At 44.7% G+C, this 18809-nt stretch carries 25 protein-coding genes; 16 read left to right on the top strand and 9 right to left on the bottom strand.

What is annotated here, in order from left to right:
• From M917_RS04065 to M917_RS04040, 6 genes are read right to left on the bottom strand one after another with little or no spacing between them, the layout of a single operon-like run.
• Window positions 1-1134 (bottom strand): ExeA family protein, encoded by a 1134-nt coding sequence (locus tag M917_RS04065; protein WP_021813500.1) that lies wholly within the window; start codon window positions 1132-1134, stop codon window positions 1-3.
• 13 nt (window positions 1135-1147) lie between these two features.
• Window positions 1148-2881 (bottom strand): DDE-type integrase/transposase/recombinase, encoded by a 1734-nt coding sequence (locus M917_RS04060; RefSeq protein WP_021813499.1) that lies wholly within the window; start codon window positions 2879-2881, stop codon window positions 1148-1150.
• 38 nt (window positions 2882-2919) lie between these two features.
• Window positions 2920-3873 (bottom strand): DUF3102 domain-containing protein, encoded by a 954-nt coding sequence (locus M917_RS04055; protein WP_021813498.1) that lies wholly within the window; start codon window positions 3871-3873, stop codon window positions 2920-2922.
• 9 nt (window positions 3874-3882) lie between these two features.
• Window positions 3883-4167 (bottom strand): IclR family transcriptional regulator, encoded by a 285-nt coding sequence (locus tag M917_RS04050; RefSeq protein ID WP_021813497.1) that lies wholly within the window; start codon window positions 4165-4167, stop codon window positions 3883-3885.
• On the bottom strand, window positions 4160-4534 hold the full coding sequence (locus M917_RS04045) for a hypothetical protein (protein WP_021813496.1): 375 nt from the start codon (window positions 4532-4534) through the stop codon (window positions 4160-4162). The genes M917_RS04050 and M917_RS04045 overlap by 8 nt, the downstream gene beginning before the upstream one ends.
• The gene (locus M917_RS04040; RefSeq protein ID WP_021813495.1) at window positions 4531-4758 is read right to left on the bottom strand and encodes a DNA-binding protein; all 228 of its coding nucleotides are present in this window, start codon (window positions 4756-4758) and stop codon (window positions 4531-4533) included. Before M917_RS04040 ends, M917_RS04045 begins: the two co-directional genes overlap by 4 nt.
• Before the next feature lie 95 nt (window positions 4759-4853).
• Here M917_RS04040 and M917_RS13675 point away from each other — a divergent pair, with 95 nt between their 5' ends.
• From M917_RS13675 to M917_RS13665, 14 genes are all read left to right on the top strand, one after another.
• Window positions 4854-5282 carry a helix-turn-helix transcriptional regulator gene (locus M917_RS13675; RefSeq protein WP_021813494.1) on the top strand — a complete coding sequence of 143 codons (429 nt, stop codon included), beginning with the start codon at window positions 4854-4856 and terminating at the stop codon, window positions 5280-5282.
• Window positions 5283-5704: 422 nt separating this feature from the next.
• A complete protein-coding gene (locus tag M917_RS04025) occupies window positions 5705-6223 on the top strand; it encodes a hypothetical protein (protein WP_040641875.1) in 519 nt (172 codons plus the stop codon).
• 58 nt (window positions 6224-6281) lie between these two features.
• Entirely contained in the window at window positions 6282-6515 is a 234-nt protein-coding gene (locus M917_RS04020; protein WP_021813491.1) for an excalibur calcium-binding domain-containing protein, read from the top strand.
• Between the two features lie 57 nt (window positions 6516-6572).
• Window positions 6573-7493, top strand: coding sequence for a hypothetical protein (locus M917_RS04015; protein ID WP_021813490.1), 921 nt, complete (start codon window positions 6573-6575; stop codon window positions 7491-7493).
• 76 nt (window positions 7494-7569) lie between these two features.
• On the top strand, window positions 7570-8367 hold the full coding sequence (locus M917_RS04010) for an N-acetylmuramidase family protein (RefSeq protein WP_021813489.1): 798 nt from the start codon (window positions 7570-7572) through the stop codon (window positions 8365-8367).
• On the top strand, window positions 8367-8642 hold the full coding sequence (locus M917_RS04005) for a hypothetical protein (protein ID WP_021813488.1): 276 nt from the start codon (window positions 8367-8369) through the stop codon (window positions 8640-8642). The genes M917_RS04010 and M917_RS04005 overlap by 1 nt, the downstream gene beginning before the upstream one ends.
• Window positions 8635-8838, top strand: coding sequence for a TraR/DksA C4-type zinc finger protein (locus M917_RS04000; RefSeq protein WP_021813487.1), 204 nt, complete (start codon window positions 8635-8637; stop codon window positions 8836-8838). The genes M917_RS04005 and M917_RS04000 overlap by 8 nt, the downstream gene beginning before the upstream one ends.
• Window positions 8835-9158 carry a hypothetical protein gene (locus M917_RS03995; RefSeq protein WP_021813486.1) on the top strand — a complete coding sequence of 108 codons (324 nt, stop codon included), beginning with the start codon at window positions 8835-8837 and terminating at the stop codon, window positions 9156-9158. Before M917_RS04000 ends, M917_RS03995 begins: the two co-directional genes overlap by 4 nt.
• A gap of 9 nt (window positions 9159-9167) precedes the next feature.
• Window positions 9168-9479, top strand: a complete 312-nt coding sequence (locus M917_RS03990) for a hypothetical protein (protein WP_021813485.1) — start codon at window positions 9168-9170, stop codon at window positions 9477-9479.
• 3 nt (window positions 9480-9482) lie between these two features.
• The gene (locus M917_RS03985) at window positions 9483-10058 is read left to right on the top strand and encodes a DUF3486 family protein (protein WP_021813484.1); all 576 of its coding nucleotides are present in this window, start codon (window positions 9483-9485) and stop codon (window positions 10056-10058) included.
• A gap of 3 nt (window positions 10059-10061) precedes the next feature.
• A complete protein-coding gene (locus M917_RS03980; protein ID WP_021813483.1) occupies window positions 10062-11777 on the top strand; it encodes a phage terminase large subunit in 1716 nt (571 codons plus the stop codon).
• Window positions 11778-13310, top strand: coding sequence for a DUF935 domain-containing protein (locus M917_RS03975; protein WP_021813482.1), 1533 nt, complete (start codon window positions 11778-11780; stop codon window positions 13308-13310). It begins immediately after the preceding gene.
• Complete coding sequence (locus M917_RS13670; RefSeq protein WP_021813481.1) at window positions 13307-14533, top strand: phage head morphogenesis protein; 1227 nt, start codon at window positions 13307-13309, stop codon at window positions 14531-14533. The genes M917_RS03975 and M917_RS13670 overlap by 4 nt, the downstream gene beginning before the upstream one ends.
• Window positions 14534-14695: 162 nt before the next feature.
• Entirely contained in the window at window positions 14696-15199 is a 504-nt protein-coding gene (locus M917_RS13665) for a phage virion morphogenesis protein (RefSeq protein WP_021813480.1), read from the top strand.
• A gap of 6 nt (window positions 15200-15205) precedes the next feature.
• On the opposite strand, the gene M917_RS03960 is transcribed toward M917_RS13665, so the two are convergent.
• The 3 genes from M917_RS03960 to M917_RS03950 form a co-directional block, all read right to left on the bottom strand.
• Complete coding sequence (locus M917_RS03960; protein ID WP_021813479.1) at window positions 15206-15538, bottom strand: hypothetical protein; 333 nt, start codon at window positions 15536-15538, stop codon at window positions 15206-15208.
• Between the two features lie 201 nt (window positions 15539-15739).
• Window positions 15740-16516 (bottom strand): hypothetical protein, encoded by a 777-nt coding sequence (locus tag M917_RS03955; RefSeq protein ID WP_021813478.1) that lies wholly within the window; start codon window positions 16514-16516, stop codon window positions 15740-15742.
• The gene (locus tag M917_RS03950) at window positions 16513-16986 is read right to left on the bottom strand and encodes a LexA family protein (protein ID WP_021813477.1); all 474 of its coding nucleotides are present in this window, start codon (window positions 16984-16986) and stop codon (window positions 16513-16515) included. Before M917_RS03950 ends, M917_RS03955 begins: the two co-directional genes overlap by 4 nt.
• A gap of 216 nt (window positions 16987-17202) precedes the next feature.
• On the opposite strand from M917_RS03950, the gene M917_RS03945 reads away from it, so the two are divergent.
• Both M917_RS03945 and M917_RS03940 read left to right on the top strand, forming a co-directional pair.
• Window positions 17203-18315, top strand: a complete 1113-nt coding sequence (locus M917_RS03945; RefSeq protein WP_021813476.1) for a phage protease — start codon at window positions 17203-17205, stop codon at window positions 18313-18315.
• Between the two features lie 60 nt (window positions 18316-18375).
• Complete coding sequence (locus M917_RS03940) at window positions 18376-18750, top strand: capsid cement protein (protein WP_021813475.1); 375 nt, start codon at window positions 18376-18378, stop codon at window positions 18748-18750.
• The last annotated feature ends 59 nt before the right edge of the window (window positions 18751-18809 follow it).

The following is an 18809-nucleotide window of genomic DNA, read 5'->3' as shown; positions in this document are numbered from 1 at the left end:
CTATACATTCATGATGATGTCGCGGGTGATTGTGGGGACTCCAAGGCTGGCTGCCATGTTCATAGCTCCCGTTACTAGGTTGCCGACTGCTAGCGGGTACAACAGGCTTTGCACGACGCGACCTTTGCTATCGGTACGTACTAGGCGACTGACCATAGCGTCAATACCTGACTCATCGATAATGCTGTCAAGACTGGTTTGCTTAGATAGGCGCTTGGCTAGGTAGCCTGATAGTTCAGCTGGCGCTATTGGCTCAAGCGTGACAATTTCACAACGCTGGACAACTTCGCGTATCGCTGGGTTTTGCTCTGATAGCTTGAGACCAAGCTCGTTTTGACCAATTAAGATAATGCCCAATAGTTTGTCGTAGCCGTCCTCTAATTCAAAAAATCGCTTCAAATGTTTGAGTGTTGGGATAGGCAAACTGTGCGCCTCTTCGATAATGAGGACGTGGCTATTGCCTGCTTTGTGCGACTCCTTAAGAACATTGTGTACTTGACGAAAACGTGCTTCAGGGCTGCGCTTGATGTGCTCAAGTGGACTTAAGGCGTTAAAAATAGCTTCAGCAATGTGAGCGGCTTTTAGTGTCTTACCTTTTATGTCGTTGTCCTCGGCAGCTAAAACATAAGGCTCAATAGTAATGACGGATTGGTTTTCGCGCTTTAGGCGGTCAATCAAGTCACGCTTTAGCGTAGTTTTGCCAGCGCCTGACTCACCAGTGACGGCAATGAATCCGCCGTGCTTAGCGGTATGGTGCATAGCTGCACGAACATAAGCGGTATCATTTGACTGGTATAGCTCATCAGCACTACGAATGTCGCTAGTGAAGGGATTAATGAATAGCTTGAACTGCTTACGGGCTGCATCGGTTAGGGTCTGTTTGCGTAGTAGCATGGGGTTTTCCTTGTCGTTGTAATCATCAGTTATGGTCAATGGCTCTAATAAATCTAAGGCAATGCTGTGCTTCGCTAAAAATTGGCTGATACCTTCATTAATGATGCTTTTGCTAGGCGCTTTTGGGTATTGGTCATGGTTAAGTATTAAGTTGACCGACGCGGGGCTAAGGTCTAGATGCTCTGATAACTTGCGTTGACTAATACCGTTTGTTTTTAAAAGTTGTTTGACGTGTTGCATCGTCTTATCCTTATTATTCGTTGACCGCTTTTAGATAGTTGATGGGCTTGCCTACAATAATGCGATCTGCAATCTCAGTAATGGCGCTATGGGGTACGCCTTGCGGATATTGCGCTTGTAAGTCGCTAAAGTGCTCAGCGTGCCATAAGTCACTAATTAGCCCCCGTAATTGCATGGCGGCTTCAACATGCGTTAGAGGTTTGATCTCGCGACTGGCCACATGAGCACTGGTATCAACCGTTATCGCTGCTTTGGTGATGATACTTGGCACATTACCCTCGTTATGACTGTTATCTACGTCTGCCATGGCATCGATTGCACCAACATAAGCGGCTTGTTTTTTCTTACGGGCTTTGTCCACATCGGCTTCGGTATCTACGCCATAAGCGGCTTTTAGCATTGCTTTGCGGTTGCTGTCAGCGCTGCTTTCAGGCTTAGTAATCATCTGCACACCAATCACAGGCGAATGAATAGCAAATCCTGCTTCGTCGGTTTCAATGGGGCTAATGGTATAAATATTGTCCAGCCACGCCACATCGATATCAGGGGCGCGATAAGGATTGACGACGATGTCAACGACGGCTTTGGGATAGATATCAGGCAAATGGGTTAAATCATAGGCTTGGTTCGGATAGCCTTTAATAGTATGCGTGACTGATAGATCACCACGTACTTGCATGGTTTTTGGTTTGGTAGTTACTAATTCACGGCATACCTCTAAACTCGGTGCTAGGCGCAGCTGCTCATTAGTAATAGTCAGCCAAACGGCATTACGGGTTTTGCGAGTGCGGCTGTGAATGGCGTTAGCATTGAAATGTGAGCGCCAGCGTTGGCAATAGGCGTTCAGCTCTGCAAGTGTGCCAACATTTAAAAAGCTCAAACGACTTTCAAACTTGCACTCGACGATGTCGTTATGCTTTTCAACTTGACCTTTTGCACGGCTATTACCAGCGGCATGCTCAATATGTTCAATACCAAGGCGATCTAAAAGGTTAAGAAATAATCCTGATAAGTTAGCCGATCCTTTATCCATGACCAAAATACTCGGCACACCATGCATAGGATCGTTAGCGGCACGGCGCTGGATTGAGTTAAGGAACACTTGCGTGAGGTTTTCGCTCGACTCTGCGCCCATGACGTATTCGACATAAGTCGCTGCACTATAGTGATCAGTGACCACGTAACGGATGACACGCTCTTTTTCAATCTTCTTTACATTGGCAGGTTTGTTCTTGTAAAACTCTTTTTGTTCCATCACAGCCAAACCACCTTTGGGCAAGTAAAACAGCACACAAACTGAGGCATCTATCTGCCAAACGTGGTTAGGGTGGAGACTACGTTGGGTCACATGTGCGGTGGGTGTTGCAAGTTGACTTGGGTGGCAGTGATACGCCTTTAGTGCTCGCAGTATTGTGCTGACAGCTACATCAGGAATCTTGCCTTGCGCTTTTAGCATCTCTGCGGCGTCAGTCACGGCTAGGATCTGTTTGCCATTAGCTCGAGTAGCGACTAGTATCATCCCGCCGATTAATTCGGCTTGAGCGCGAGTGATGATGCTATCGCCTTTATCAGTGCGGGTCTTACGTGGTGGCATTAAATCTGCATCGCGCAATAATTGATAAATCTGCTTGGTTGAGCAATTAAGGAAGCTAGCCGATTGCTCAACAATGGGGGTTTTTTCACCGTGCGCAGCATCGTTTAGGCGCTTAGCTATAGTGCGTAGGTAGTCGAGGGTTGCGGTATCCATAATGTTGCTCTTATTATTAGGGTTAAGGAGTTTGCTAATTATTCATTGTCTTCAGTGATGAACCCTTGCTCTTGCTTCCATGCTTGAAAGCTTGCAGCATCCTCAGCTTTATTGACTGGCTTTGACGTAGCAGCGGGTATCTTCACTACTGTCTCTTCATTCATCCAATCAGGAGTAATCATCTGTGCTAGATCAATATCAATACCTTCGATTGTGGCAAGCTCAGCTATTCGTCCATAGGTGTAACTGACATCAGCGTCAATCTTGGCACTTAGATGAGGTACGTCTTCATCAGCCTGCACACGCAGCGTTATGATGCTGGCATTAAATTGACTGATGGCGGTCAAAAGGCTGGTCACTGACTGAGCAAGCTCCCCTGTAATATGCACCTCACGTTCTTGATCTAAGGCGTATTGCTGGTCAGGCTGGCGGCGTAAGCTGATTTTTGCATCCAACTCGTCTATTTTTTTGTTCTTATTGTTCAACAACTCATCTTTGGCAGCGGTGTCACTACGTGCGTCTTTAATTGCTTTTTTTAACTCACGGACACTCATGGTTTCGATATCGTCAAGGGTGATATCACCGATACTATCGCCATTGCTTAATGCTTCGATTTGATCATCATCAAGCGTTACCAGCTCTAACAATTTGCTTTGGCTGCCTACTTTGCTTAAAAGTGTTGGTGTTGATGCATTTGATATCTTGAGTACAGCTTGCATAAACTTTTGGGCTGTGCGCGTTTGAAATCCGAGCACTTCAAGTCGCGTTTGAAACTCGCCATGCGGGCACATCTCTTTAAGAATAAGTAAGCGTTTGCCCATCTCGACGCAGGCTTCAGCTGTGCGTTGCTGATAGAAGCGAATGCCATCTTCTAGTGTTCCAATAGTTAGGCTGCCCTCGTAGCCCAAGCTAGTCGCTAATCTAGCCGTAGAAATAGCAAGCTGATTGGTAGTAGTAACATTAGCGTCTTTATCTGGGGTAATGTCTTTCATAATGATTCCTTATGAGTTCTGAATGCGGTTATTAATCTCTGCTAAGCGGCTCGACATACGGTTATAGTCTGTCTGGTACGCTGTCGCTATCTGCAACATAGCAACTGATAACTGGTAACGTCCGTCATCACGCTTTTCTGCCATACCTTCGCTTACTAAGTCATCTAGATCACGGCAGATATTTGCAGCAGAGGTATCTATTGTTTTTGCTAATTCTGTCACGCTGATACCGCTGAAGGTCGCGCTACGCATCGCCTTTATAACTTTTAGCGCACGCTTGGTAGCATTAGCCATGACGATTATCTCCTTGAACAATCTGTTGCATATATAAGTCGCGGTCTAATTGGGCGCTGTACCATGCCCCGCCTAGTAAGATGCAGAGCGCTACTAAAACTATCTTGAGATAGTCACGCTTTGGCTTAGTGCGCTTGAGCGCAGCATGTCTAGCATCAGTCCCTAACCAGTCCTCTTCTTCTACAACGCCGTCGATGACTAAGTTGTTATGAAGCTTATTGAGTTGTGGTAAGCGCATAATAGATGCTGCTGCTTCAATGGTCTGCTGGGCACGGCGTAGCTCACGATGCAATTCACGTTGATCTAATTGCAATTCAGGCTGGTTTAAACGATGTAGCGTTGCACCTTTTTTAATCGATGAAATCACGCTGTCACCTCGCTGGTAGCTTTGGGGTCAATCTTTAAGCCCATTGCAACCTTTATAGCGTGGCCTTTGCCACGTGTGCCTTTGACCATGCCTGTGAGTACGCGTGAGCAATACTCAGGATCATAGCCACGAGCCTCTGCCCACTCTTTGTGAGTGATCCCCTGATCAATTAGGGACTTGCGGAATTGGTTGGCTGTGATTGGTGCTGCGTCATGTTTTGCCATGTGCTATCATCCTTTTATGGGTTATTAATGAAACAAAGTTGTATCAATCGATACGTATATAATAAGACAAATATGTCTGGTTATCAAGGGTTATTATGGACAAAAATGTCGGTTTTCGCCTAAAAGAGCAGAGAAATGATAAAAGTGTTACTCAAAAGGCAGTAGCTAAGGTGACAGATGTGTCTGAAAAGACTGTTAGTCGATGGGAAAGTGGCACACCTATACCCAGTGACAAGCTGACGCTTTTGTCTGATTTGGGTTTGAATGTCTTTTACATACTCACTGGTGATAAAGGCGAAACTTCACTTGTCGGCAAGATGGATACTTTTTCTACCAATGAGACTGAGCTGATAGATGATTTTCGTAAAATGGATGCTGATAAACAAGCTGCTATAATGCAAACTGCTAAGTTGTTCGCTAGTAACGGAAGAGTGGAAGTCACAAATACAGACTTTGACAACTCAAAAAATAAGGGCTATATCAATCAAGGTAATCATGATGGCGAGGTGAAATTTGGGAAGTAATTATGAACCTGAGAATCATGGCTATATTAATCAAGGCGATCATAAAGGGAATGTGTACTTTGGATTACGAGATGCACCACCTCAGAATCATCCTAACGCGATTAAATGCTTTCAGTGTCCTGAATACACGTGGCGTAAAACAGCGGATTGTGTCCACTGCGGTGCTGATATACAAAACTATCTAGAGTGTCAGAAAGTTAGACTTGAGATATATAGTGCTAATCATCAGATGAATCGGTTAGGGTGCGCAATACTCGTTACAGTTGCATTGATTGGACTGTCTATATGGTTTAATATTCTTTGGCTTACGGTAGTCAGTGTGATAGCTGGTGCTATTTTTTGTGGTGCTGTCAGTAAGCTAGAAGGTCATAAAAATAATCTTAGAGAAAAGCTGTACCAGCTGAGTTAGTAATAGAGGTAGTATGAAAAAATTAATATGCATTGGCATGATATTGGCAATGGCTGGGTGCAGCTCTGAGCCTCAAGTAAAAGACATAAATGATATGAAAGATGACTTGATCAGTGATTATCAAGTTAGTGATGTGTATATTGAGGGTGATCAGCATCTAATGATTGCTATGAGTTTGCCTGAGAATAATGATCTAGAACATGCTGCAAACGTAGGCTTCAACAGAATGGGAGATATGTTAAACCATGTGTTAGTCAGCTACCCCACGCTTGATGCTGAGGCTAAGCAAATATATGTGAGCTTTAACGCAAACCTAGTAGACACTCAAAATAATCCGTCAATAGAACCGATGTATGATGTGTATTTTGATGTTTCAGAATTGAAAAAATTAAATGTAGATAGTAGTTCTACTTTCTATGACTATCTACGCTATGCAAATATCAGTGTCAGGCAGCCTATGGGTCACAAAGTCATAGAGGCATGGTGCGCGGGAGATAATAATAAGCAAGACTTTGTAAATGTCTGCTTATAAAACCTAAAAGCGAATACGTATTCGCATTTGATATCACTACTCTTTTAAGGTTTCATGTATGAAAAATATAGGGTTGACATTACTGCCATTAATATTATTAGCGCTATCCACACCCGCGCTCGCTAAAGCTAAGTCATGTAAGGACTTCAAGACTCAGCAAGAGGCGCAAGTCTATTATGAGACTCGTAAAAAAGCTGGGCAGACTGGCTGGAAAAACTTAGACCGTGACAAGGATGGTCGTGCCTGTGACTGTAATAAAGGCGGTAACGGTAAGAGCTGCCCTAAGAACTAACAACTTTTAATTAGTCATAAAATAATAGAAGTGCGTACTTTAATACTGGAGAGGTAAATGCAAGCAAATATACTCGCTGCTAATGAAAGAATAATAGAAGCCGACTTTAAAGTTACTTATAATACTGAGTATCCTCCTAGCGTTAAAGACGTTATTAAAAGCCTGTCTAGTTTAGAGTACCTTATAAAAAAGGGTGCATTAGTGCTAGAGGCAGCCTACCCTGATATTAAAATAGTTAGTACTGAAGTTTACGTTCAAGATATTGAGGCTGGTAGTCTTTATGAATGGTTGAGAGTAACGTGTCTGACACGAGCGGTTGGCGAGGAAAATCTACAAAAATTAGAAGAGGTATTCAATGATATTCTTCAGGATGGCGGAAAAGTGAATAGCCTTGTGATGTTAGGTACAGGCGCATTTATTGGTGCTGGTATTATGGCAGGATCTTCTATGCTTGGTGATGCTGAGGTGCAACCTGTAAATAACTACAACACAGTTAATATTGTGAATGTGGCACAAGATGCAGGCATAACGGGTGAAGAGCTTGAGCATATTGTACAAGCAAACATGAACAAGAAAGTGGCTGCCAGTGCAGTAGATTTTGTGCAACCTGCAAAAGGTGAGAATGCGACAATTTCATTAGGTGATAATGATGCCCTAACTATACCAAGCGAAGTGGTAAAAAATGCTCCAACGGTGTCTAGTCTTGAACCGCCTGAAAGAAAAGAAGACGATTATAGCAATATTGATTTGTATGTTTATGCCAGTGACCAAGATAGCAATAGTCGTGGTTGGGCTGGCATAGCACCTGAGCTATTCGACAATCGAGTTAAATTTGAGTTAGGAGAAGATTTGGACTCATTTACTCTTCACAATGCAGGCAAAAAATTAAAAGCCGACATAACTCTTGTGAGAAAATATGACAAGAACAAACGGGCTTATGTACCTGAAAAAATAATTATACATAATACAACTACCTAACCCTTAATCAGTCATAAAATAATAAAAGCCCTATATTTTATAACCTGTTAGCAATCACAAGCTAACAGGTTTTTTTATGTCCGATAACAAACCAATGATGACCGATAAAGAGTTTTTTGATTGGTCTAAAATACAAATTCCTGATAACACTTTAACGCAAGATATAGTCGATGAAGTAAACAAAATACTGCGTCCTATCAACCCTGCTGACTTGCAAAAAGTCATTACTATCCTCGGTAACTCTAGCGCTGCACAAGCGGGTGCAGGTGTTAGCAGTTCGCTACCTGTATTGACTCGTGCTGACATCGTAGCCTCTGCCAAAGGTATAAGCGTAGAAGCTGCTGCCTTAAAATCGGTCATTGATGTTGAATGTCCAAAGCCTGGGTTTGGCGCGGACGGTCTTCCTACAATCTTGTTTGAGCCACATAAGATGTGGAAGTACTTGACCCTTGCAAACTTCATCACTAAACGCGATCAGCTGCAAGCGCTGTTCCCTGATATGTGCAATCAAACGTGGGATAAGTCGTTGTACAACGTGCGAACACAACACGAAAAGTTAGCGGTATGTAAGGTTTTGCACTGGGATGCAGCTCATATGTCATGCTCTTGGGGCAAAGGACAAGTCATGGGCTTTAACTGGCAAGACCTAAAGTATCCTTCTCTCAAAGCATTCATTGATGCTATGCACACATCGGAGGCTGCGCAGATAGATGCTATGTGCCGATTCATTAAGGTCAATGGTTTAGTTGATGAGCTACAACGCAACGATTGGGCTGGCTTTGCCTATCGCTATAACGGCGAAGGTTATAAAGCGAATCAGTACGATATTAGACTCGCAGCTGCCTATAAAAAAGCGAAACGGGAGGGATGGTGATGGTGCAAACCTCTAATAATGCTGATCTAAAGCTTCAACCTGCTACTGACAATCCAATGCCTACGCCGTCTGAGCCTAAGCACTGGTATGAATCAAAAACCATCTGGTTCAATCTCATCATTACTGCTATGACCTTGGCTACTGCCGCCACGCCTAGCCTTGAGCAATACATGAATGCAGAGGTATACGGTGTCATCGCCACAGGAGTCGCCTTTATCAATGCTGTGCTACGACTAGTCACAGGTCAGCCAATCAAAGGCGGTGGCAATGGGTGACATTATAGATAAAGCGAATAAGGTCGCTGATGTCTATCTTAATGCAGCGCTGTCGCATATCAAGATAGAGACAGCTAACAACGTCACTAACTGTATTGACTGCGGCGATCCTATAGGCGCGGCGCGTAAACATGCTGCACCATACGCCATGCACTGCTTGGAGTGTCAAGGATATAACGATAAGGATAAACGATGATATTAGAACTAGAGGCTTATCAAGCAATCGGTATAGCGTTGACTATCGGCGGCTCGATATGGGGTGCTGGCAAAGCGTTCTTTGCACGGTTTGATAGCGCATTACGTGAGCGTGATGATTCGTTAGAAAACGCTATTAGTAACGTATCCATACAAGTGCAGCAACAAACCAACGAAGTGCGACAAATCGAAAGAGATTTTTTGATACTCAAGGCTGAGTTGCCTGAAAAATACCTAACACGCATGGACTTCAACCGTACCTTTACGGTGATTGATGCCAAGCTTGACCGACTATATGAGCTGAGTAATCAGAAAAAATAAGGATTGAACATGCCTATCGATATTGAAAAAAGCCGCCGTGAGGGTATGCGCTGGTATCTGCTAGTCTCTATGCACCGTGTAGAGCCAACTGGCTGTGGTGATGTGATGCTAAAAACTATCATGGATGATATCTATAACGATGTATCGCCAAACGAGTTGCACCAACAGCTTAGCTACTTGGAAAAGCGCAAGATGGTAGAGCTAACTAAGCATCCTGATGGGCACTGGCATGGACGCTGTACGGCATTGGGTATCGATGTGGTTGACTATACCGTGGACTGCCGCGCTGGTATCGCTCGCCCCACTAAATACTGGAGCTAAGCTATGGCACGTGAAACGGCAATAGATCAGTTGCAACCTGAGCACAAGCATCAGCTAGATGACAAGCTGTTTGACAATGGGTTTAACGGCTATCAAGACCTAGCAGGATGGCTACAAAAACTTGGTTATGAGATCAGTAAATCTAGTGTCCATCGCTATGGTAAAAAGTTAGAAGGTAAGCTGGCCGCTGCCAAAATCGCCACTGATATGGCGATACACTTCGCTGATAACGCGGCTGATGATACAGGTGCGCTGTCCAACGCGACAATTACCCTCATGCAAACTGAGGCTTTTAATGCGCTAGTAGCGTTAAAGGATCTAGAGATCGATCAGCCACCTGAAGAGCGTCTGCTATTACTTGCCAAAATTAGTAAGTCCATGGCTGAGCTGACTCGCGCTAACATTACTCAAAAGAAATGGGAAACGGAAGTCAAAACCCGTGCTCGAGCGGAGCTGCTTGCAGAACAAGCTGAAAAGCTTGAGGAACATGCACAAGCTGGTGGATTGGGCGCTGAGCAAGTGGACTTTTGGCGTCGTGAGTTCCTCGGTGTCAAAACGGCTAGCAAAAAAGGAAACTAACCCGTGACGGACAGTAAGATAAAAGCATTTGCCTCTAGTGCTGCCAACTCAGGTGCTAAGCTATTCAATACGCTCAAGTCTGCACACGATACTAAGCGTATCGTCGAGTGGGAGGAGCTGCCACAGTCTGTCCGTGATATCCCTGAAGCGTTTAATCCGATGGCTGATGGTCTGCTGATGAGTCATCAGTCAGATACTATCGCGCTGTCGCATGAGTACGATATTTTAGTCGTTGAAAAAGGACGGCGTACTGGTATCACGTTCGGTATGGCGCTCGATAAGTCGCTAGTGGCAGCAAGTCAACGACATGCCGGTGGTGACAATGTCTACTACGTCGGTGATACCAAAGAAAAGGGTCTGGAGTTCGTCGGCTACTGCGCTAAATTCCTGCGCACTATCGCGGTCGCTCAAGGACAAGGTGTTAGTGGTATTGAAGAGTTCTTATTTGAAGATCAAGACGAGCACGGCAAGACTAAATATATTACCAGCTGGCGCATACGTCTAGCCAGTGGCTTTCAGATCGTCGCGCTATCCTCTCGCCCTGAAAACATCCGTGGTCTGCAGGGGCATGTGGTAATCGATGAAGCGGCGTTTCATAGAAATGTGCAGGCGGTACTTGATGCGGCAACTGCTCTGCTCATCTGGGGCAGTCGTATCGTTATCATCAGCACTCACAATGGCACGACTAACGCCTTTAACCAGCTCATAAAAGAAGTCAATAGCGGCGTCTATGAGGATACGGCTGTCGTCTATAAAGTGACTTTCGATGATGCTGTCGCCAATGGTCTATATGAGCGCGTCTGTCTGATCAAAGGTGAGCTGCCAACAAGCGAAGGTAAAGAGAAGTGGTATAAAAAGATTCGTCGTGGCTATGGTAGTCGCAAGACGCAGATGCGTGAAGAGCTGGATGCTATCGCACGTGATGGTAATAGTACCAGTCTACCTACCGTATGGATTGAAAGTGCATCCGTGCAGGGTCGCCCAGTACTGCGTCTCATTCTACCTGAAAACTTCGTCGAAAAGAGCATCGCGGAGCGTGAAGATCATGTCAACGCGTGGATAACCGTCCATATAGAGCCGCTACTGGCAGCGCTTGATCCGCGTATCCCGTGGTATTTCGGGCAAGATTATGCGCGACATCGTGACTTTAGTATTATCAATCCGCTCGGAATAGAGCAGAACTTGCAACGCACTGTGCCGTTCGTGATTGAGATGCAAAAAGTACCCGCTAAGCAGCAGCTGCAGATACTGTTTGCCGTTATTAATGGTCTACCTAACTTCGTTGGCGGTGCGATGGATGCGACAGGTACTGGTGAAACTGTGGCTGAACTGACCGCTGATGAGTTCGGTCACTCACGCATTATGCAGGTCAAGATTACGCAGTCTTGGTATGGCGAGTATATGCCAAAGATGACGGGGCTGTTTGAAGACGGGATGATCACGATGCCTGCTGATAGCAATCTGACGCAAGATTTGCGTCAGATTGAGGAGGTCAATGGTATTCCTATGATCAGTCCCCTGCGTCGTAAAGATTTGAAAGACCCTGATGTGGTGCGTCATGGCGACTTTGCGCCCTCATTATGTCTATCAAACTGCGCCTATCTCAATATGAAAAACGGCAAGCTGACGGTGAATAGCCGTCCTGCAGTGCAAGATAAAAATATTCAGCAAGGCATCGGAATCCGCCAGCGATTTAACAGTATTATTCGAGGGTATTAAATGACAACAGTAATCGAAACTGCAACACAGAGTCTATCCACTGAGATCGCAAGCCGCGCTCAAGCAACTGCCTATGGGTCATTCGATATCGGCGGTATTATGATGTCACTACCTAACCCTGATGCGGTGCTGAAAAAGCTCGGGCGTGATGTCGAGGTGTACCGCGATATTCTTAACGACCCTGCTATCAAGGGCGCGGTCAGACGTCGGCGCTCATCAGTAGTTAGTCTTGAGTATGGACTTGAACAAGGCGATGCCTCAGATAAAGTCATGAGCTTATGTCAGCAAATACTAGCAAATGTAAAGCTACGATCGTTAATACGCGAGCTTCACGATGCATCGTTGTATGGCTATAGCCCAGCTGAGATCTATTGGACAAAAAGTGCCAGTAAGGTGGGCACATACTGGCTGCCTGAGCGAGTGCTTGGCAAACCACCCGAATGGTTCAGCTTCGACTATGAGAATCAGCTATGCTTTCGTAAGCTTGGCAATATCACAGGGGATGCTGTCCCTGATATGAAGTTCATTATGGCGCGTAACGATGCGACCTTTGCTAATCCGTATGGGGTCGCTGATCTAGCGGCAGTGTATTGGTCGGCGGTATTTCGTAAAGGCGGACTTAAATTTTGGCTACGCTTTGCGGATAAGTACGGACAAGCATTCATCGTCGGTAAGCATCCACGCGGAACACCTGAGAGTGAGGTCAATCTGATAATGGATAGCTTAGAGACGCTGTCGCAAGATGGTGTCGCGGCAATCCCTAATGATGGCTCCGTTGAGATTATGGAAGCGGCGGGCAAAGGCGCGACAGCGGATATGTTTGAGCGTCTACTTAAATACTGTCGGAGTGAAATCAATATCGCACTGCTCGGTCAAGACCAATCGACGGACTCCTCTAGTACGAATGCGTCGGCGCAAGCAGGGCTTGAGGTCACAGATGATATCCGCGACGCTGATGGAGAAATGATAAGCGAAGCTATCAATGAGCTGCTGCGTTATGCCGTACAGATCAATATCGGTGATAATGAGGTCATGCCAATCTGGTCGATGTGGTCAGATGAAGATATTACTGAAGCACTGGCTGGACGCGATGAGAAACTACAAAAAGCGGGCGCACGTCTGACTAAGCAGTACTTTATGCGAGCGTATAAATTGGCTGATGATGAGGTAGAGGTTGATGCTGTACTGGGTGCAACCAGTCGCACGCGGGTGAATGAATCTGATGGCACTGCTTCTCAAGTATCAGGCGTTAAAGCTGACTTTAGTGAGCAAGAATTTGAACCATTGCGTCTCGACTATGCTGATGCGAACATTGATAAGATTACCGCTGCTAGTCAGCAATATGTTAATGACTGGCTAAATCGTTTGCAATTGCTAGTAAATAGCGCCCCTAGTATGGAGGCATTGCCTGATATGATTGCGGCTGAGTTCGACAACCTACCCACCGAGCAGCTCGTCGATGTGATTGAGATGGGGCTTATGGCGGCGACACTAGCGGGACGTACTGAGGTGCAAGCGGAGGCTGATCTGTGAATGAGCTACCCAAAGTACAAGCTGCATTCGGGCTTAAGTTCCAGTCGCAGATAGATTTCTTTAAGCAAAAAGTGCGGCTGCCAACACAGAGCTATAAAGACATATCGGCAATCCAACACGACAAAGCCTTTGTGGTGGCTGGTGCTATGAAAGCAGATTTACTGCGAGACTTACAAAGTGCGGTAGGTCGTGCGATCGAAGATGGTGAAAGCCTTGGTGCGTTTCGGAAGCGTTTTGCGTCTATTGTAGAGAAACGAGGCTGGAAGGACTACACGGGAAGTGATAGCACAGTTGGTCGCGCTTGGCGTACTCGGGTTATCTATCTAACCAATATGCGTACCAGCCATGCTGCTGGCCGCTGGCAACAGATGACCACGCCAGAAATGATGAAAGCCCGTCCATACTGGCAGTATCGTCATGTGACACGAGACAATCCACGCCTGTATCATCAACGCCTTAACAACAAAGTTCTAAAAGCAGATGATGCGTGGTGGCAAGTCAACTATCCGCCAAACGGCTATGGTTGCAACTGCTACACCCGTACGCTCAGCCAAGCTGATATGAATCGGCTGGGTCTGTCAGTTGCTAACACTCCTGATATAGACGGCTATACTCAAGTCGGCTGGGAGCATGCTGCAGGATCTACATGGCAACCAAACATTGATAAGTACAGCTTTGTGATTGCAAAGTCTATGGTGGCATCAAGTATGGCTGATGGTGTATTTGAACGTTGGATTGGGCGCATGCAAACACAAAAGGATGAGCTCAAAGCCAGTGGCAATTATGTAGGATCAGGGTTAGATAAAAACAGACTGATACGCGCACAAGATACTGGTGAAGATTTTGTAGTAGCCGTACTTAGTAATGAGCAACGTGAACTATTGGGCGTTCAAACGCAGACTGTGCGCTTAAGTGAGTATGATGCGCTCAAGCAAGCGATAAGCCGAGAAGGCAACCGTGGTTTTGATGCCTCAAGCTATCAAAAAGTGCAGCGAGTCATCGACGATGCATCGCTTATTGTGCGTCAAATTCACAAGCCTACAGGGGAGCTATCGAAGCGAACACTATGGGTTGAAGGGTTTATGAAAGATAAGAAATCAAGATATAGTGCAGTACTGCATCAGACACAAGATGGCAGTGAAATCTATTTGAAATCATATCGTCTGGATAGTACTAAAGATGCTGCTATTAAAAAACGCGGTGAGGTATTGCTTGAGAGGTAATGCAGAAATGAGGGGCTTAGCAGGACGCTCCCTGAGTCCTCAAGCCAATCACTGAAACCTTAAGATTAACAAGGATGCTAATAGTGGTTAGTGGCGGGAGGGAGACTCACCGCAGTTGTGGGCTAAGTGTATTTATTATAACGTGATAATAAGTGGATAACAATGGTTATAGCTGATGTAGAAGGTATGGAGCAAATCACTGCTCAACTGCTGCGTATACTAGAGCGTACGGGCGATCTGTCGCCTTTGATGGAACAGATGGGTGAGCACATGATCAATAGTACCCACGATAACTTTGAAACCTCAACGTCACCCGATGGTACACGCTGGGAGTCCAATAGCGCAGTAACACTGGCGGCTATGCTTGGTAAATCACATACTAATAAAAGCGGGCGACTCAACAGACGCGGTGCTAATAAAATAATGAGTAAGCGTCCGCTAATTGCAAACAATACGTTGATGCAATCTATCCATTATGAGGCAGCTAGTGATAGCGTGACGATAGGCACGAATATGGTCTACGGCGCGATGATGCACTTTGGCGGTAGTAAGGCAGATTACCCGTATCTGTGGGGCGATATCCCCGCTCGCAATTATCTGGGTGCAAGCGAAGAGGATGTAGATATACTTATGAATATGGCGACGGAGTATCTAATTAATAACTGATATTAATTATCTAACACGTTCGTACACAAGGTCATCAACATAAAACTTATCTACTGTGCCATCTTCTAACAATTCTTTTCTAACAGCCATGATCTGTTGAATCTTTTTAGAGTCGCTAGGCATTTTGGGTTGATCATATTCTGATGTGTCAGTAAGTGATTCAACTAGTTCGGCAGAATCCCAGTCAAGACCACTTTCGCCTAAAACTCTAGTACCTTCGTCTTGAAATACCTCATCATTGTTTATGACTTCTTGAACAGCAGCGTCACGAGGGGCTTTGCTTATGACGACCTTTATAGCTGCAAATTCAGCTACGGCTTCTCTACTTAGTTTTGACATGGCTATACCTTTTAATTAATGAACGGACTTATTGATGTGTGTACTAAGATATAAAAGTTCAAGTCTAGTATCATTCATATCTTCGATTTAGGCGTATTTAATGCCTTTAAGTGGCGGATAGGTATGATTGGCTATCAAGGGCGTTTATAAACGTTTATAAACGCCTTTTACCCGTCGTAATAGAACAAGATCTAAGTAGCATTAGCATCTTTTCATTTCAATCTGATTGGAGTCATATTGAACTTCAAAATTATAATGGTCTGAATTTGCTCCAATACGTCGAGAGTCATAGAAGATATTTAATTTAAGTTCAGATAGTAAGTTTGCAATCAGTCTTTCTGTTTCTCTCTTATATGGCGCGATTCCTGAAAGATCAATCCAGTTTTGCTGACTAAAATGTTTTAAACAAGTTGATATATCGGTTCTGCTATAAATATTAATAAAACAATTATTATTTCTATGAATTATAGATGCTGTGAACACAATATTATCTGCTAAATAGGCTACAGTGATATTATCAATTGCTAAATAGGGATTAAAAGAAACCTCGACATCAGTGACATTAGCCGCACCACGCTTATTATCAATAAGTATTTCAATATCAAAATTACCATGCATAGCAACACTATTTAGTATCTCGTCTAGATTTGAGGATATGGTAAATTTAGGTTTATTGTCTTCAATCTCTTTTTGTTCATTTTGGTATCTTTGTTCAGCAATTTGAAGCTGTTTTTCTACTGCTTGGGATTGTTCTAAAGAGCGTTTATTCTGATCGTCTAACCCTGATTTTTGAATTAATATACTTGCAAAAAATAGTATCGTACTAATGGGAGCAAATATACCCACGATATAACTACCAATTGTAGCAAAGTCAGTATTACCAGAGCCTTTGACACTAAAAGTAAAGAATAGACAAAATAGTAGCCACGCTATTGTGAAGAACACGGCTATTTTAATTGCTGTGTTGTTATCATTCATCCTCGCCACCCGCGCTTGTCAGCAAATACCCAAGTGACGACACCTATCACTATAAAATATTCAGGATGCTCAACGACCAAATCTTTGTGGTTATCACTATGGGCAATGAGCGTAATGCCGTAATCATCAATGACCATCTCTTTAATTAAAGTCTCATTAAAATATGAGGCGGCAACTAGCTGCCCTGACTTGGCCTCTAACTGGCGATCTACTAGCAAATAGTCGCCATCATCGATACCCGCATCGACCATTGACTCACCGCCAGCTTGGTAAAGGAAGGTCTCAGTTGGATGCTGCAAGCATAGCGTATTAAGATCTATCATCTTAATATCATCGGCTGTGGATGTGGGACTACCCGCCGATAGTTTATGCAAAAACTGTGGCAAGTTGGCATGAGTTTTGGCGTCTAAGACGCCTATTAAAGTCGCATTGGCTTTATGATCTTGCGACGGCATAGCACTAGTTTGCATGTTAAAACCTCCTTAATTATATCAAGTTGTGCCTCATTGAGCTTTTAGCATCCGCTAACCCTAAGGACAATTCAAGAGATACGCGTAAATTACACGACAGGTAATGACGTTTCATTTTATCAATACAACCTCGCTATTCCTTAATCCACCATAAAATTATCAAGCTAATCAGCTCGTTACTATGTGTCATAAATGCACTATTGGTGACACTGTTCTATGAAACGCATCCACATCTTTAAAACGGGTACACATACTGATAGCCACGGTCAAACGCTGACCTTTGGTGAATCTGATCTCGCTGCTGCTATCGCTGCCTATGATCCTAGTCTGCATCAAGCACCTATTGTGGTTGGACATCCAACAACAGAAGCGCCCGCATACGGCTGGGTGCAATCTCTTACAAGTGACAATGGCAATTTATTTGCAACTCCCGAACAAGTTAATGCTGAGTTTAGCGAACAAGTCGCGGCTGGCAGTTATAAGAAAGTATCTGCTTCATTCTATCCGCCTAATAGCCCTACTAATCCTGTCAAAGGCTCTTACTATTTACGTCATGTAGGGTTTTTAGGTGCAGAGCCACCAGCCATAAAAGGCTTGCAACCGATCGAATTCAATGAAGATGCCGACGTTGTCACGCTAACGGTAGATTTTGCTGAAGCTAAGAAGTCTGCCTTTGAAAGTTTTGTCTCGGCTATGCAAACGCTGTTTTTTGGTGAGAGCAATACGACAGAGACTACCACTCATGATCAAAATCTTAACACTGATACTCAAAAGGATGACCCTATGTCTGACCCTACTATTCCACCAGTACCGCCTGTTCCAGCCACGCCACCAGCCGTACCCGCAGCAGCGACAGCCAATACTACAGATAAAGATGCTCAAATCGCGGCACTACAAGCGCAACTGGATGCTAAGACGCAAGCGGAATCGTCTGCCAAAACTCAAGCATCTGAAAAAGAAAACGCTGACTTTGCAGAAAGCCTAGTCAGCGATGGCAAAGTATCTCCCGCTAGCAAAACTATGGTGACGGCTATCTTAGATGCGCTGGATCGTGACAGTGGCAATAGCCCTGTTGACTTCGGTGAAGGCGATGCTAAGCAGCCGCTCAAACAAGCGGTAAAGGAGACACTTACCAAAGCAGATGCGTCTACGTTCGCGCATTTATTTAGTGAGGCTGCATCTGTTCCTGCTCATGGCAAAGTTGGCTTTGATGCGCCATCAGGTACGGCTGTCGACAGTGACCGTCTTGCTTTACATCAGCAAGCAGTAACCTACGCTGAGGCACATAAAGTGGACTACAGCACTGCCATTATAGCAATCGGTGGTTAGCCTGCATTGGCACTGCTCGCAATTGGATGGCTAAAAACTTTAATTAATAGGAATACGACGATGGATAACATGGATAAAAGCGTACAACACATCAACGTGCTATCGCTGCCAGTCACTGTACAGCAGGATACAGTAAAAGGCACGTGGGTCGATGTGATGGGTCTAACCATCAGTGCCAACGCCTTACCGCTTGGCGTCACTGAACATGATGCTAATGCAGGTGAAATGGTGGCAGTCACGGTGATGGGTACGGCTAGTGTGAATATGGTCGGTATCGCAAATACGGCGGTGCTACGAGGAGACGCTATCTGCTATGAGACAGGTGCGATGACTATTAAGCCATCAAGCGAAGCTGTAGCTGTACCTAATACAGTGCGCGGCATCATGCTCTATGACGCCGCGGCAACTGGTCATGCTGAGGTACTACTGCGCTAAGTGCTCGCAGCGCTTTATCTAACCATTAGTCATACAAACGTCATCAAACTAAATAATTA

This window comes from Psychrobacter aquaticus CMS 56 (assembly GCF_000471625.1).
Classification (GTDB): domain Bacteria; phylum Pseudomonadota; class Gammaproteobacteria; order Pseudomonadales; family Moraxellaceae; genus Psychrobacter; species Psychrobacter aquaticus.
The sequence above is the reverse complement of the archived record's forward strand: the minus strand, read 5'-3'. Positions and strand labels throughout refer to the sequence as shown.

Excerpts from the sequence above, each read along its gene's own strand:
- M917_RS04065 (WP_021813500.1), bottom strand. The coding sequence starts at position 1,134 with ATGCAACACGTCAAACAACTTTTAAAAACAAACGGTATTAGTCAACGC.
- M917_RS04060 (WP_021813499.1), bottom strand. The coding sequence starts at position 2,881 with ATGGATACCGCAACCCTCGACTACCTACGCACTATAGCTAAGCGCCTA.
- M917_RS04055 (WP_021813498.1), bottom strand. The coding sequence starts at position 3,873 with ATGAAAGACATTACCCCAGATAAAGACGCTAATGTTACTACTACCAAT.
- M917_RS04050 (WP_021813497.1), bottom strand. The coding sequence starts at position 4,167 with ATGGCTAATGCTACCAAGCGTGCGCTAAAAGTTATAAAGGCGATGCGT.
- M917_RS04040 (WP_021813495.1), bottom strand. The coding sequence starts at position 4,758 with ATGGCAAAACATGACGCAGCACCAATCACAGCCAACCAATTCCGCAAG.
- M917_RS13675 (WP_021813494.1), top strand. The coding sequence starts at position 4,854 with ATGGACAAAAATGTCGGTTTTCGCCTAAAAGAGCAGAGAAATGATAAA.
- M917_RS04025 (WP_040641875.1), top strand. The coding sequence starts at position 5,705 with ATGAAAAAATTAATATGCATTGGCATGATATTGGCAATGGCTGGGTGC.
- M917_RS04020 (WP_021813491.1), top strand. The coding sequence starts at position 6,282 with ATGAAAAATATAGGGTTGACATTACTGCCATTAATATTATTAGCGCTA.
- M917_RS04015 (WP_021813490.1), top strand. The coding sequence starts at position 6,573 with ATGCAAGCAAATATACTCGCTGCTAATGAAAGAATAATAGAAGCCGAC.
- M917_RS04010 (WP_021813489.1), top strand. The coding sequence starts at position 7,570 with ATGTCCGATAACAAACCAATGATGACCGATAAAGAGTTTTTTGATTGG.
- M917_RS04005 (WP_021813488.1), top strand. The coding sequence starts at position 8,367 with ATGGTGCAAACCTCTAATAATGCTGATCTAAAGCTTCAACCTGCTACT.
- M917_RS04000 (WP_021813487.1), top strand. The coding sequence starts at position 8,635 with ATGGGTGACATTATAGATAAAGCGAATAAGGTCGCTGATGTCTATCTT.
- M917_RS03995 (WP_021813486.1), top strand. The coding sequence starts at position 8,835 with ATGATATTAGAACTAGAGGCTTATCAAGCAATCGGTATAGCGTTGACT.
- M917_RS03990 (WP_021813485.1), top strand. The coding sequence starts at position 9,168 with ATGCCTATCGATATTGAAAAAAGCCGCCGTGAGGGTATGCGCTGGTAT.
- M917_RS03985 (WP_021813484.1), top strand. The coding sequence starts at position 9,483 with ATGGCACGTGAAACGGCAATAGATCAGTTGCAACCTGAGCACAAGCAT.
- M917_RS03975 (WP_021813482.1), top strand. The coding sequence starts at position 11,778 with ATGACAACAGTAATCGAAACTGCAACACAGAGTCTATCCACTGAGATC.
- M917_RS13665 (WP_021813480.1), top strand. The coding sequence starts at position 14,696 with ATGGTTATAGCTGATGTAGAAGGTATGGAGCAAATCACTGCTCAACTG.
- M917_RS03960 (WP_021813479.1), bottom strand. The coding sequence starts at position 15,538 with ATGTCAAAACTAAGTAGAGAAGCCGTAGCTGAATTTGCAGCTATAAAG.
- M917_RS03955 (WP_021813478.1), bottom strand. The coding sequence starts at position 16,516 with ATGAATGATAACAACACAGCAATTAAAATAGCCGTGTTCTTCACAATA.
- M917_RS03950 (WP_021813477.1), bottom strand. The coding sequence starts at position 16,986 with ATGCAAACTAGTGCTATGCCGTCGCAAGATCATAAAGCCAATGCGACT.
- M917_RS03945 (WP_021813476.1), top strand. The coding sequence starts at position 17,203 with ATGAAACGCATCCACATCTTTAAAACGGGTACACATACTGATAGCCAC.
- M917_RS03940 (WP_021813475.1), top strand. The coding sequence starts at position 18,376 with ATGGATAACATGGATAAAAGCGTACAACACATCAACGTGCTATCGCTG.